This window comes from Mesobacillus sp. QJM3NY_10 (assembly GCF_056173465.1).
Genome location: NZ_CM149675.1, coordinates 3726027 through 3740219, shown reverse-complemented (window position 1 = coordinate 3740219; position 14193 = coordinate 3726027). Strand labels below are relative to the sequence as shown.

The following is a 14193-nucleotide window of genomic DNA, read 5'->3' as shown; positions in this document are numbered from 1 at the left end:
TTTTTTTAGGTGTTTTTTTTCTGCCTTTGCATTGTTTTCAGAAAAGTGTGATAAAATCAAAAGAAAAACCAGGTGACGGATTATGAATGCGAAGCTTTTACATATACCCGCAGATATTATTGAAACCATTGTAGAGAATGCGTTCGAATGGCTTGTTGTTGTTGATCGAGAAGGAAGGATTATCTATATCAATCATAATTATTGTGAATTCCTTGAAATCAATCGTGAAGAAACGATTGGCAGGCATGTGACCGAAGTAATCGAAAATACCAGGATGCATATTGTGGCCCAGACTGGAAAAGAGGAACTGGCTGACTTGCAATTTATCAAGGGCAATTACATGATCGCCAACCGGGTGCCAATCATTAAAAATGGCGAAGTAATTGCCGCCTTTGGAACGGTGTTTTTCAGGGATACTCAGGAATGGATGAAGATGGACAGCCATGTAAAAAGCCTGCTGACCAGAATGCAGCCATACATCCAGAAAATTGATTCAGGCGTGAAATATACGCTTGATGACATCCTTGGCGAGTCGCAGCAGATTATCAGTTTAAAAGAAAAAGTAAAAATGGTATCCAACAGTGATATTTCGATTCTGGTCAGGGGAGAGAGCGGAACAGGGAAGGAATTGTTTGCTCACAGCATCCACCAGCTAAGCAGCCGGAGCCAGAAGCCGTTCATCAGGGTGAACTGTGGTGCAATCCCTGAAAACCTGCTCGAATCCGAGTTGTTTGGCTATGAAGAAGGAGCTTTTACAGGTGCGAAAAAAGGAGGGAAAAAGGGGAAGTTCCAGCTGGCTAATGGCGGTACCCTTTTCCTTGATGAAATCGGGGACATGCCGCTAAGCATGCAGGTGAAACTTTTGCGTGCCCTCCAGGATGGGGAAATAGAACCGATTGGTTCGACGAAATCCCTTTCGGTTGATGTCCGGATCATCGCTGCCACTAACCGGCCGCTTGAAAACATGATTGAAGAGAAGCGATTCCGGGAGGATTTATTTTACCGGATCAATGTGGTTCCTTTCAGTGTTCCCCCATTAAGGGAACGTGCTGAGGACTTAACACTGCTAATTGCCCATTTTATCGACAAAGTCACGAATCGGTTAGGCAAGCGGATTGCAGGAATCGAAAGCAATGTAATGGAAATTCTGAAATCATACAGCTGGCCGGGGAATATCCGCGAATTGGAAAATGTCATCGAAGCCGCGGTCCATCTGACAAAAGGAGAACAGATTACACTGGATTCCTTGCCAGATTACCTGCAAACACAGACAGCCATGTATCGGTTCAATAACAAGAAGCTTAAGGATATCGTTGAAGAAACAGAAAAATGGGTACTGAAGCAAAGCCTTGAAAGGCATAATGACGACAAAACCCTGGTGGGCAGAGAGCTGGGGGTTAGCAGGTCAACACTTTATGAAAAGCTTAATAAATACGGCCTCTTGTAGTCCGGGAATTCGGAATGCTGTCCGAGTTTTCGGACTTTCTTTTTTCTAGCAATATTTTAATATGTTTTCACTGTATGAATGGTAATTAATCAGAGGGAATTGGACAGGTAAAATCTATTAAGTAATGGTAATGGAAGATTGATGGAGTCCGGAATTCCGGAATTAAATGACTGAAAATTGAGAATAAACACTGATTCTTATACTACAAAAAGTTGGCACGATAGTTGCAATAAGATAATACAGCAATTTTATTCAATATTTTGTAAGCGTTGTCATCTTATTTAGCAAGGAGGGCAGTTTCGGTCGTTTTCATTTTAAAATTACAAGGGGGAAAAAGAATGCTGAGTATGATTGGATTGATTGGCGGTCTGGCTTTATTGATTTATTTGACGATGAGGGGCATGAATCTGCTGATTGTCGGGCCGATTTCTGCGTTGTTTGTTGCTGTGTTCAGCGGGATGCCATTGTTTCCGCAGCTTGTAGAAGAAGGAGCTGCCAACTTTGTCGGGAATTATATGTCTGGATTTTCTGGATTCGTTACTGCATGGTACATGATGTTCCTGCTTGGGGCGATTTTTGGAAAGGTGATGGAGGATAGCGGCGCGGCTGACAGTGTGTCGGAGTTCATCGTTGACAAATTGGGGATGAAATTCGCCGTGCTTGCGATCGTTGCAGCCTGTGCCGTGCTGACTTATGGCGGCGTAAGCTTGTTTGTTGTAGCATTTTCGGTTTATCCAATGGCATTAAGCTTGTTCAGGCAGGCGAATCTGCCAAGGCGTTTTATTCCGGCAGCACTGGCTTTCGGCTCCGTTACCTTTACGATGACTTCTGCCGGGTCTCCGGAAATCCAGAACTGGATTCCGATTGAGTTCCTCAATACATCACCGCTGGCAGGCTGGGAGGTCAGTGCCATTGTTGCCGTCTTCATGATGATCTTTGGTTACTGGTGGCTGAAACGAATGATTACTAATGCCGTTGCAAAAGGAGAAAAATTTGAAGCCAGGAAGACCGATCCAATGATGGAAAAGCGAGAGCTTCCTCATCCTCTTATGGGCCTGATTCCTTTGGTAGTGGTATTGGTGATCTCATTCATTTTCCATGATTCATTAAAACAGTCAGCACTGATCATTGCCCTGCTTGGTGGGGTTGTATCTGCCTATCTATTAAATCGCAAGTATTTCAAAAACTTCTGGGAAGCACTTTCAGAAGGAACGATGGGCGCATTGATTGCGATTGGTAACACAGCTGCAGTCGTAGGATTCGGCGGTGTCGCAAAAGCAGTGCCGGCTTTCCAGACTGCTGTTGATGCGATGACGAATATTCCAGGAAGCCCATTGATCGGTGCAGCAATCGCCGTCAGTGTCATTGCCGGTATGACTGGCTCGGCATCCGGTGGTCAGGCAATCGCGCTTCCATTGCTCGCTCCGCATTACATGGATATGGGCGTCAATCCGGAAGCGCTCCACAGGGTAGCGGCAATTTCCTCCGGTGCGCTCGATTCACTGCCGCATAATGGTTACGTCGTCACGACCGTTCGGGCAATCTGTGGTGAGTCCCATCAGGATGCGTACAATCCAGTAGCTGCTGTGACTGTCATTGTTCCGTTGATTGGTGTGGCAATAGCGATTGTTCTATTCTCTGTAGGATTAGGCATTTAAAGAAAGGAGATTCCCAATGGTAAAAGATAAGATCGTGATGATTACCGGTGCCGCCCAGGGAATCGGCTATGAGATTGGAAAAAGTTTTGCTGAGCAGGGCGCGAAGGTGTTTTTAACAGATTTACAGGAAGACACTGTGGAAAAAGCGGCAGCCAGTCTGCGTGAGCAGGGGTATGATGCTTCGGGTTTTAAATGTGACGTTACCAGCGAAAAAGACATTGAGGAGGCAGTGGCAAAATGCATTGAGCACTTTGGTACTGTCGATGTTCTCATCAACAATGCTGGCTTGCAATATGTCTCCATGATCGAAGACTTCCCGACGGAAAAATTCGAACTGTTGATAAAGGTGATGCTCACAGCACCATTTATAGCCTTGAAGCATGTGCTGCCAGTCATGAAAAAACAAGGTTCTGGCCGGGTGATCAACATGGCCTCCATCAATGGGCTTGTCGGTTTTGCCGGAAAAGCAGCATACAACAGTGCCAAGCATGGAGTTATTGGGCTTACAAAGGTTGCCGCACTCGAAACCGCGGAGCATGGCATCACAGTGAACGCAGTCTGCCCTGGTTATGTCGATACACCGCTTGTGCGCAACCAGCTTTCCAGCCTGGCGGAGACAAGGAATGTACCACTTGAAAAAGTGCTCGAGGAAGTAATTTTTCCGCTCGTTCCGCAAAAACGCCTCCTGGCTGTAGAGGAAATCGCAAGTTATGTTATGTTCCTCGCCAGTGATGCGGCCAAAGGAATCACAGGCCAGGCGGCTGTCATTGATGGAGGGTATACGATTCAATAAGTTTAAAGCCGGATTACCTTTTTGGTAGCCGGCTTTTTACATTATAGTCCGTTGAAAAAATCTTCTGGCGGGGAATAGATTCTGTTTCTTGTTGTACCTGTAAAAACAAGATTCAGTGAATGAAGGATTCGAGTAATTGTATCTTCTGAATTTATATGGAGGAATTCCCGCAATTTTTTATTCGTTAGTGCAGGGCCATTCAAGAGGAAATAGTCTTTAACTGCTTGTATGTGTGCATCCTTTGATGTCTTCCCGCAATTTTCACAAAACCATGTGCCATGCATGCGTTCCATACTAAAAAGGCTGCAGTATGGGCACTGGACTCCAGTTAAGATATCGTTGGGGATATCCATGGACTTGGGATCAGGAACGAATGGTACATGTTGTTTGAGCAGCAAACGAGTGACTCTTTTAATATCTTTCTTTGTGAAAATTTCTTTATTGAATTGTGTTTTTAAAGTTGCAATTTTAAAAGGAATCCTCGCAGCACGGCATGTTCTGTATGATACTACCTTATTATTAGTAGGGTTTTTGATTATCGTTTGGGGGTTGCTTATTGTTACAAAAGTCTCAAGGGGAGGCAAAGGGAGTTGATGCTTGGTCAGCCATTTTTTGAGGTGAGCACTTTGGATTTCTGCTTGTAATATTGGATTATTATATCCTTTCTCCGTGCCATCATAGGTTTGAAGTAGCTGGTCCAATTCATGATCAATTTCAATTGTACCGGCAAGATTCTTTGATTCAATAATGACCATGAACCACGGACTAATAATCAGGGTATCGATTTGATAATAACCATTTTTATGTGGGAGTCTGAGGTATTGGAATATCGTTAAGTCATCATCCGGAAACAGGGAAAGATAATAGTCCACTTCTATTTCTCCCTTGTACCCTGCTTTCCAGCGGATTAGTTTGGAAAGGAATTCAGATTTCCGAGGATGATTGTCAGGTAAACGGCGGATAATTGCGTCAAAAATGAGGATTTCAGTGGGGATCGTACGATATTTAGCTATCACTTGCATCACTCCATATAAATTTGATACCCATTACATTCGTTATCCATGAAAAAAATCCTTTATTGATCACGAATTTATTTAATTCCGCGAAATACGCTTCGAATCCCGCGAAATTGCGATATAATCCCGCGAAAATACGGGTTGATTCCGCGAAAATCCACCTTAATTCCGCGAACTGGAAATTCACCGCGTTTTTTTCCAATTTTGTGTCCAATCTACCTTTAAAATCCCACACCAAACAAAAGATACAGACATAAACTACTCTCCATAATCATTTATTTTATCTCTGCTTGCATATGGGACGGAATTTTATTACAATATCTCTATATTCATAACGAAAGACTTCGACAAGGAGTAGTAGTGGTGCAAAACCTGATGTAGAGAGCTGGCGGTTGGTGCAAGCCAGACAGGACCATCATGAACTCGCCTTTGAGTCGCAGACGTGAACACAAGTAGCGTTTGCCGTTTTCCGCGTTAAGGATGAATGAAGCGAGTGTTACACACTAATTTGGGTGGTACCGCGGGAGATCATACATAACCTCTCGTCCCTTTTACAGGGACGGGAGTTTTTTATTTTTCTGGAGTCGTTGACTGGGCAGCAAGTCCAACAATGTCGCTGGCTTTCAATTAGTAAACTTCATCCGCTAAAAAATAAATCGAAACCAAACAGGAGGACAAAAACGATGAGTTTTAACCATCAGGAAATCGAGAAAAAATGGCAATCGCATTGGGAACAGAACAAAACGTTCAAAACGACTGAAGATAAAGGGAAAGAGAAGTTCTATGCGCTTGATATGTTCCCGTATCCATCTGGTGCCGGCCTTCACGTTGGACACCCGGAAGGTTATACAGCGACTGATATCCTTTCACGGATGAAAAGGATGCAGGGCTTCAACGTTCTTCACCCGATGGGCTGGGATGCGTTCGGACTTCCTGCTGAGCAGTATGCATTGGATACAGGCAATGATCCTGCAGAGTTCACGGAGCAGAACATCAACACGTTCCGCCGCCAGATCAAGGCATTAGGTTTTTCATACGACTGGGACCGTGAAGTCAACACAACCGACCCAGAATACTACAAGTGGACGCAATGGATTTTCCTTAAGTTATATGAAAAAGGTCTGGCATACATTGATGAAGTTGCGGTTAACTGGTGCCCGGCACTTGGAACTGTTTTAGCCAATGAAGAAGTAATCGACGGAAAAAGTGAGCGCGGCGGACACCCGGTTGAACGCCGTCCAATGAGACAGTGGATGCTTAAGATCACTGCCTACGCAGATCGACTTCTTGAGGATCTTGATTTACTTGATTGGCCGGAAAGCCTGAAGGATATGCAGCGCAACTGGATCGGCCGTTCAGAAGGTGCTGAGATCACATTCAACATCGAAGGACATGACGGGACGTTCACCGTGTTCACGACTCGTCCGGATACTTTGTTCGGCGCAACTTATGCAGTGCTTGCACCTGAGCATCAATTGGTTGATAAAATCACTACAGCTGAACAGCGCGCAGCAATCGAAAAATATATCGACGAAATCAAGAGCAAGAGCGACCTTGAGCGTACAGACCTTGCGAAGGACAAAACAGGCGTCTTCACTGGCGCATACGCGATCAATCCGGCAAATGGCGAAAAAATGCCAATCTGGATTGCTGACTATGTTCTAGCTTCATATGGTACAGGGGCAATCATGGCAGTACCTGGCCATGACGTGCGTGACTACGAGTTTGCCAAGAAATTCGATTTAGAAATCAAGGAAGTCGTTGCCGGCGGAGACATTGAAAAAGAAGCGTACACTGGCGACGGGGAGCACATCAATTCTGAATTTCTTAACGGCATGGGCAAGGAAGAGGCAATCAATAAGATGATTGCATGGCTTGAGGAAAAAGGCATTGGTACGAAGAAGGTCACTTACCGCCTTCGTGACTGGCTGTTCAGCCGCCAGCGCTACTGGGGTGAGCCAATCCCAATCATTCACTGGGAAGATGGAACGATGTCCGCTGTTCCTGAAGACCAGTTACCTTTAGTTCTTCCTAAAACGACGGATATCAAGCCTTCTGGTACAGGCGAGTCTCCACTTGCCAATATTCATGACTGGGTGAATGTCGTGGATCCTGAAACAGGCAAAAAAGGCCGCAGGGAAACGAACACAATGCCACAATGGGGTGGCAGCTGCTGGTACTATTTGCGCTATATTGATCCGAAGAATGATCAGGCACTTGCAGATAAGGAAAAATTAAAGCAATGGCTGCCTGTTGATATTTATATCGGAGGCGCAGAGCACGCAGTACTTCACTTGCTTTACGCTCGTTTCTGGCACAAGGTCCTTTATGATGTAGGCGTCGTCCACACGAAAGAGCCATTCCAGAAGCTTTTCAACCAGGGAATGATTCTTGGTGAAAATAATGAAAAGATGAGCAAGTCAAAAGGCAATGTCGTCAACCCGGATGAAATCGTTGAAAGTCATGGTGCTGATACACTTCGTCTTTATGAAATGTTCATGGGGCCGCTTGAAGCATCCATTGCATGGTCTACAAATGGGCTGGACGGATCACGACGCTTTCTTGACCGCTTCTGGCGCCTGTTTGTCAATGAAAACGGCAGCTTGAGTGAGAAAATCAAGGATGTTGAAAACACGAACCTTGAGAAGGTCTATCATCAGACTGTTAAAAAGGTGACGGAAGATTACGAAGGGCTTCGTTTCAATACAGCTATTTCGCAAATGATGGTCTTCATCAATGAAGCCTATAAAGCGGAAGAGCTTCCAAAAGCATACGTTGAGGGCTTTGTAAAAATGATCGCGCCGATTACCCCGCATATTGCGGAAGAGCTTTGGGCAAAGCTAGGCCACAGTGAGTCAATCACATATGCAGCATGGCCAGCTTATGATGAAGCCAAGCTAGTCGACGACGAAGTCGAAATCGTTGTCCAGGTAAACGGTAAAATCAAAGCAAAAATGATGGTACCAGCAGATGCAAACAGAGAAACGCTTGAGCAGATTGCAATGGGCGATGATGCTGTCAAAGAACAAATTGACGGAAAGACAGTCCGCAAAGTCATTGCAGTACCAGGAAAGCTAGTTAACATAGTCGCAAATTAAGATTTTTTCCTAAAAGGGTCGTGTAATGGCGACCCTTTTATTTTCTAAAATAAAATACCCCATAAGGTTTATTCTTTGTAATTTAAAATTGGTTTTTATATAATAAATAGGGGAAAATACAGTAAGGTATTGTATCCTTTAAATGGGACTAAATTTACTAAATAATGGAGGAAATGACTAATGAATAAAGTTGAAACAATCACACCTGAAGAACTTCAAAAGAAGCTGGAAGCTGGAGAAAAGCCAGAAATGGTTGACGTTCGTGAACATGATGAAGTTGAATCTGGTATGGTTCCTGGAGCTAAGCATGTGCCAATGGGCGAAATTCCTGAAAGACTGAACGAATTCGACAAGGACAAGGAATACATCTTCATTTGCCGTTCAAGCGCGCGCAGCGGCAACGTCTGCCACTACATGAACGAGCAAGGTTTCAAAGTACGCAACATGGTTGGCGGCATGATAAGCTGGGGCGGAGAAACAAAACGCCCGTAATTATAAAATTCTGAAAATCTGGCCAGAATGGATGTAAAAAAGGAAGGATGACTTCCCTTGATCCAGGTCAGAGTGTTTGATCACGAACATGAAAAAGATCTTGAGCAGGAAATGAACCGATTTCTTGAAAAGCTCGATGAAAAAAAGCTTTTGGACATAAAGTACAATGTCGCGGTCCTACCAGAAGAAGAGGACGAAGAACAGATATACTGTTTTTCAGCAATGGTCGTGTACAGAGCCTGAGTGAATTCACTCAGGCTCTGTTTCTATTTGATATGACGGACAGAAAAAGTCGGGAAACCGATAAAAGTGTCCGTCATCAAAGTCATGACGGACAGAGATAGACAGGAAACGAGAAAAAGTGTCCGTCATCAAGGTCATGACGGACAGAAATAGGCGGGAAACGAGAAAAAGTGTCCGTCATCGAGGTCATGACGGACAGAATTTGGTGATGAAAACGGAAAAGTGTCCGTCATCAAGGCTATGACGGACAGAAATTGCCGGTGAAAACAGAAAAGTGTCCGTCATTAAGGTCATGACGGACACGAATTTTAGAGAAAACAGGAAAGCTACCCGTATCAACTAAATCAAATGTTCAATTACTATTTCTGTAACGCATATCCAGCAGCATTGCTGCCCGCAAGCCGACCGGTAACAAGTGCGGAGGTGATATTGTAGCCTCCTGTATATCCATGGATGTCGAGGATTTCACCGCAGAAGTAAAGTCCTTCTGCTTTCTTGGATGCCATTGTTTGCGGCTCGACTTCTTTGACTGATACGCCGCCTCCGGTGACAAATGCTTTATCAAGCGGCAGGGTACCGTTCACTTTGAACTCGAATTGCTTTGCTGATTTGGCGAAGCTTCTTATTTTTTCATGGCCCAGCTGTCCGCCCTGCATCGCTGGGTCAATCTCATTCAGCTCAAGCAGGAACAGTAGATACCGTTCTGGCAGAAGACCCTTCAACAAATTCTTCACCGCTTTTTTTGGCTCGGCTTTAATCAGTTTATTGATTTCCTGGAACAATTCTTCTTCTTTCATGTCAGGAAGCGCATCAAGGGACATGACGACTTCTTTTAGGTTCCACTTTTGCATCGCTTTGACGACGAACTGGCTGCAGCGCAGGACAGCTGGGCCGCTGATGCCAAAGTGTGTGAAGATCATATCCATTTTATGAGTGATCAGCGCTTTCCCTTTTGGGTTAAGTACGCTGAGCCCAATTCCCCTTAACGAAAGTCCCTGCAGAACTTTTTCTTTTATAAAAGGTTCAGAGGACGTCAATGGAACTTCAGTCGGGAACAGTGTTGTGATTGTGTGGCCTGCTTTTTCAGCCCAGGCATACCCATCTCCGGTGGAACCTGTATGAGGTACTGATTTTCCGCCGACAGCAATGATGACACTGTCCGCATAAAACAATTCACCATTTTTCAATTCTACAGATTCAGCCTTGCTATCTTTGAAGTGGACATCGGCAACAGGGGTGTTCGTCTTGATTTCCACTTTTAAATCCTTAAGCTTTGATAAAAGAGCGTCAACAACGGACTGGGCTTTATCCGTGACCGGGAACATCCGGCCATGATCCTCTTCTTTAAGCTTGATTCCGAGTCCTTCGAAAAATGAAATGATATCTTCATTACTGAAAATCGACAGTGCGCTGTATAAGAACCGTCCATTTCCGGGTATATGTTTAATGATTTCATCCACTGGCAGCCGATTGGTCACATTGCAGCGGCCGCCGCCGGAGATTGCCAGCTTTCGGCCTAGCTTGTCTCCTTTGTCGATCAGCAGCACCTTTGCGCCCTGCTCACCAGCAGCAATCGCGGCCATCAAGCCAGACGGACCGCCGCCAAGGACGATTACATCGTATTTCATTGCTTCACCAACTTTTCGTTTCACTTTTTAGATGCATTAAGCACTTTTATTATTATAATCCATCTCTTCATTAAAAACATTGCCTTGAATGATGTTCTTCAAACGGCAGTTAATGAATTGCAGCCCGGAAAACTGGTAGTCAGGCTAGAGAAAGAGTAAACTAGGGAATGCAGGAAAATGTGCATCCGGGATTCAGGAAGTTACTTTATACGGGGATGCAGGAAATTTCTGCATTCATTGATAAATATCATAGTGTCTGATTGTGTTTATGGTAAAATACAAGTTTGTAATCTGATTTTATTTTATAAACAAAAGTAGGGATTTTATGTCATCTAAGCTTTTGAGAGGGACGTTCATATTGACGCTTGGCACGATATTGTCTAAAGTGCTTGGGCTTTTTTACGTTATTCCTTTTTTTGCGATAGTAGGAGAGTATGGGACAGCATTATACTCCTTCTCTTACATTCCATATACAATATTCATCAGTATAGCAACAGCTGGTGTACCGCTTGCTGTTTCTAAATTCATAGCGAAATACAATGCCCTTGAAGAATATGCGGTCGGAAGGAAGTTGTTTAAATCTGGTGTGGCAGTTATGCTGGCGACCGGAATTCTATCTTTCTTGATTATGTATGTGACAGCTCCTGGGCTTGCTGAACTTGTCATGGATACAAGTAATGATGAAAATGTGAAAATAACCGCTGCAGATGTGACCACGGTTATTCGTGCAGTCAGCTTTGCCTTGATTGTTGTTCCGTTCATGAGCTTGATTCGCGGTTTCTTCCAGGGACATCAGTCAATGGGGCCATCAGCAGTTTCACAGGTTGTTGAGCAAATCGTCAGGATCGTATTCGTGCTGGCCGGTGCTTTTTTTGTCCTGAAAGTACTTGAAGGAGACATGGTTACAGCTGTTAGTGTAGCCACATTCGCTGCCTTCATCGGTGCGCTTGGCAGTCTTGGAGTCCTTGGCTGGTACTGGATGAAAAGGAAACCGCATTTAGATAAACTGCTTGAAAATGACAAGAAGACGATGGATATTTCCTTAAAGGATATTTATAAGGAAATCTTGCTATATGCGGCACCTTTTGTTTTTGTCGGTATTGCCAATCCTCTGTTCCAGTTTGTTGATATGATGACCTTCAACAGAGCGATGATGTCAGTTGGTTTCAGCCAAAATGAGGCGAGTTCGGCATTTTCAGTTTTGAACTTCCAATCACATAAGCTTGTCATCATTCCAGTTTCTCTAGCAACGGCATTTTCATTGACACTGGTACCAAGCATCACCAAGGCATTTACCGAAAACGACCGCAAGGGTATGAGACGGCAGCTTGACCAGACATTCCAGGTGTTGATGTACTTAACTGTCCCTGCCGCGATTGGGATTGCGATACTTGCTGAGCCGATGTATACCGTTTTCTATGCACATAATGACCTGGGCACAGATGTACTGACTACTTACGCCCCAGTAGCCATTCTATTCGCACTCTTCTCGGTTACAGCTGCCATCCTTCAGGGGATCAACGAGCAGCGATTCACGATTTTGAGTTTGCTGACGGGATTATTGGTGAAGCTAACCTTTAATATCCCGTTGATAAAGCTGTTTGAAACACAGGGGGCTGTGATGTCAACAGCATTAGGCTATATCGCGGCAATTATCATTAACATGATTGTTATTAAAAAATTTGCCAAATATCCAATGGGCTTTGTGACAAGAAGGATATTCCTGATTTTGATTTTCTCAGGTTTGATGGCTGGCGTTACGATGGCATTCTATGAGGTACTTGTCGAATTCCTTTCGCCAGCTGCCAAGTTCCAGTCTATCTTGATTATTGGAATTTCTGCCCTGGTAGGCGCTGCGGTGTACTTTTACCTGGGCCTCCGGACAAAGCTGGTGGACAGGCTTTTCGGGGACCGGGTTTCCAAGATCAAGCGTAAATTGAGGCTGCCTGTATAATAAGAAAATGGCCTTCTGCTATGAAGGCCATTTTTGCTAAAATCTAATAGTAAAACTGCTGGTCGTTATCACGGATATTCAAACGACGCTCAATTCTGTCGACCCTGCGGTCCAGGCGATCGATTTGATTGCTCAGTCTTTGAACTTGCCGTTCAAGGCGATCGAGTCTCTGGTCGAATTGGCCGCCTCCGCCCGGATATCCGCCGCCAGGGTATCCTCCACCGGGGAATCCGCCGCCTCCACCTGGCAGGCCGGGAATCGGGATGTACAAGCCTTGTCCTTGTTGTCGATGGTTCATTTTGGTCATCTCCTCATCATCTGTAGTAAACTATGATATTAGTCTATGTAAGCTAGCTAGAAATGGAATGGGCATCTGCCCATATGAATAAAGGAGGTACAGTAATGCGAATCGATAAAGTGCTTTCCAACCTTGGATATGGAAGCAGGAAAGACGTGAAGAAACTTTTAAAAGATGGCGCTGTAAAAGTTAATAATGGAATCGTCAAGGATGCAAAGCACCATGTGGATCCTGAGAATGATTCAATAACTTTAAATGGTGAAGAAATTCATTATAGAGAATTTATTTATTTAATGATGAACAAGCCGCCTGGTGTCATATCAGCGACGGAGGACAACCGTGATGAGACAGTAATTGACTTACTTGAGATTGAAGACCAGGTGTTTGAGCCATTCCCGGTAGGCAGGCTGGATAAGGATACGGAGGGCCTGTTGCTGATCACGAATGATGGCCAGCTTTCCCACAAGCTTTTATCGCCAAAAAAACATGTACCAAAAACGTATTTCGCGGTAATTGAGGGAGAAGTGACGGAAGAGGATATTGAAGCATTCAAACAAGGTGTCACTCTTGATGATGGTTATGAAACAAAGCCAGGGGACCTCGTTATTTTAAAATCGGGGTTGACGTCTGATATAGAACTGACAATCACAGAAGGGAAATTCCATCAGGTGAAGCGGATGTTCGAGGCAGTCGGAAAAAGGGTCATTTACCTGAAAAGATTATCGATGGGGCCACTGAAGCTCGATGAAACGCTTGAGCTCGGGGAATACAGAGAGCTTACCGACGAAGAAGTGGAAATGCTGCAAACCTATGAAGTATAAAAAAATCGCCAAAATTGCTTTGGCGATTTTTTTATATAACGATTTATTAATTTGATAAGTGTCCAGCTCCAGCGCCTAGCCCCTCGAGTCGCTTCGGTCCTGCCAATGAAGTCAAAGAACGACTTCACTGTCAGGCCCTCCAGCGCTTGTCGGGGCTGACCAAGGCGCTTACGCTTTTTGTACTACGATGACATCTTTACCTTTTTCTGGGTCGTTGTCCATTTACCTCGGCTCGGACTTTTCACTAAGTCGTTATAAGCCAGGACATTCAAATCCCTCTGGATGGTTCGAGGAGTAATTCCGAATTCCTCTACAAGATCTTGAGTTGTGACAGTACCATTCTGACATATATACATGTAGATGGATTTGATGCGGTTTATCATCCGGTTAGTCGAAGGTTTCAAACAACCACTCCCTATCCTTTTTTAAACCCCTTTGTCATTTTCCTGCAACCGACAATTGATTGAAGACGAATCCTCAAGTATGTAGTTTTCTTCTTTCCAGACAGCTCCTTTTGCGTCCATTTTAAAGGCAGTCCTAAGATGTCTTACCTTTTGGACTATTTTACACTTTAATAAAATATAATTCCAGATAATTTACTGTTTTTTATGAAAAATTAATAATTTACTCAGAACGTACCCCCTTCATAATGGTTTATATACTTAACAATATGGTGTTAAACAGGCTAAATATGACAGTTATTAGAAAATTTAAAAAATACGTTTGCTGTAACTTAACTTTTACC

The 14193-nt window shown here is 44.1% G+C and carries 12 protein-coding genes and 1 other annotated feature; of the genes, 8 read left to right on the top strand and 4 right to left on the bottom strand.

Annotation, left to right across the window (positions count from 1 at the left end; genetic code table 11):
• Positions 1-82: 82 nt before the first annotated feature.
• From AC0VX7_RS18790 to AC0VX7_RS18780, 3 genes are all read left to right on the top strand, one after another.
• Complete coding sequence (locus tag AC0VX7_RS18790; protein ID WP_475425404.1) at positions 83-1447, top strand: sigma-54 interaction domain-containing protein; 1365 nt, start codon at positions 83-85, stop codon at positions 1445-1447.
• 338 nt (positions 1448-1785) lie between these two features.
• Entirely contained in the window at positions 1786-3105 is a 1320-nt protein-coding gene (locus tag AC0VX7_RS18785; RefSeq protein ID WP_475425403.1) for a GntP family permease, read from the top strand.
• A gap of 16 nt (positions 3106-3121) precedes the next feature.
• Entirely contained in the window at positions 3122-3898 is a 777-nt protein-coding gene (locus AC0VX7_RS18780; RefSeq protein ID WP_475425402.1) for a 3-hydroxybutyrate dehydrogenase, read from the top strand.
• Between the two features lie 41 nt (positions 3899-3939).
• Here the strand turns inward: AC0VX7_RS18780 and AC0VX7_RS18775 are convergent, their stop codons facing one another.
• Positions 3940-4914, bottom strand: a complete 975-nt coding sequence (locus tag AC0VX7_RS18775) for a nuclease-related domain-containing protein (RefSeq protein ID WP_475425401.1) — start codon at positions 4912-4914, stop codon at positions 3940-3942.
• A 335-nt stretch (positions 4915-5249) separates the two neighbouring features.
• Positions 5250-5467 (top strand) — a binding site (T-box leader).
• 130 nt (positions 5468-5597) lie between these two features.
• Between AC0VX7_RS18775 and leuS the strand changes: the two genes are divergently transcribed.
• The 3 genes from leuS (at position 5598) to AC0VX7_RS18760 (ending at position 8747) form a co-directional block, all read left to right on the top strand.
• Positions 5598-8012 (top strand): leucine--tRNA ligase, encoded by a 2415-nt coding sequence (gene leuS, locus AC0VX7_RS18770; protein WP_475425400.1) that lies wholly within the window; start codon positions 5598-5600, stop codon positions 8010-8012.
• A 180-nt stretch (positions 8013-8192) separates the two neighbouring features.
• Positions 8193-8504 carry a rhodanese-like domain-containing protein gene (locus AC0VX7_RS18765; RefSeq protein ID WP_475425399.1) on the top strand — a complete coding sequence of 104 codons (312 nt, stop codon included), beginning with the start codon at positions 8193-8195 and terminating at the stop codon, positions 8502-8504.
• A gap of 57 nt (positions 8505-8561) precedes the next feature.
• Positions 8562-8747: a sporulation protein Cse60 gene (locus tag AC0VX7_RS18760; protein ID WP_475425398.1), complete on the top strand. Its 186-nt coding sequence runs from the start codon at positions 8562-8564 to the stop codon at positions 8745-8747.
• 359 nt (positions 8748-9106) lie between these two features.
• Here the strand turns inward: AC0VX7_RS18760 and AC0VX7_RS18755 are convergent, their stop codons facing one another.
• A complete protein-coding gene (locus tag AC0VX7_RS18755) occupies positions 9107-10375 on the bottom strand; it encodes a BaiN/RdsA family NAD(P)/FAD-dependent oxidoreductase (protein WP_475425397.1) in 1269 nt (422 codons plus the stop codon).
• Between the two features lie 325 nt (positions 10376-10700).
• On the opposite strand from AC0VX7_RS18755, the gene AC0VX7_RS18750 reads away from it, so the two are divergent.
• Entirely contained in the window at positions 10701-12329 is a 1629-nt protein-coding gene (locus AC0VX7_RS18750; protein WP_475425396.1) for a putative polysaccharide biosynthesis protein, read from the top strand.
• 43 nt (positions 12330-12372) lie between these two features.
• On the opposite strand, the gene AC0VX7_RS18745 is transcribed toward AC0VX7_RS18750, so the two are convergent.
• Entirely contained in the window at positions 12373-12627 is a 255-nt protein-coding gene (locus AC0VX7_RS18745; RefSeq protein WP_475425395.1) for a hypothetical protein, read from the bottom strand.
• 104 nt (positions 12628-12731) lie between these two features.
• Here AC0VX7_RS18745 and AC0VX7_RS18740 point away from each other — a divergent pair, with 104 nt between their 5' ends.
• Complete coding sequence (locus AC0VX7_RS18740; RefSeq protein WP_475425394.1) at positions 12732-13448, top strand: pseudouridine synthase; 717 nt, start codon at positions 12732-12734, stop codon at positions 13446-13448.
• Positions 13449-13630: 182 nt separating this feature from the next.
• Here the strand turns inward: AC0VX7_RS18740 and AC0VX7_RS18735 are convergent, their stop codons facing one another.
• Positions 13631-13852 carry a DeoR family transcriptional regulator gene (locus AC0VX7_RS18735; RefSeq protein WP_023626930.1) on the bottom strand — a complete coding sequence of 74 codons (222 nt, stop codon included), beginning with the start codon at positions 13850-13852 and terminating at the stop codon, positions 13631-13633.
• Positions 13853-14193: the final 341 nt, after the last annotated feature.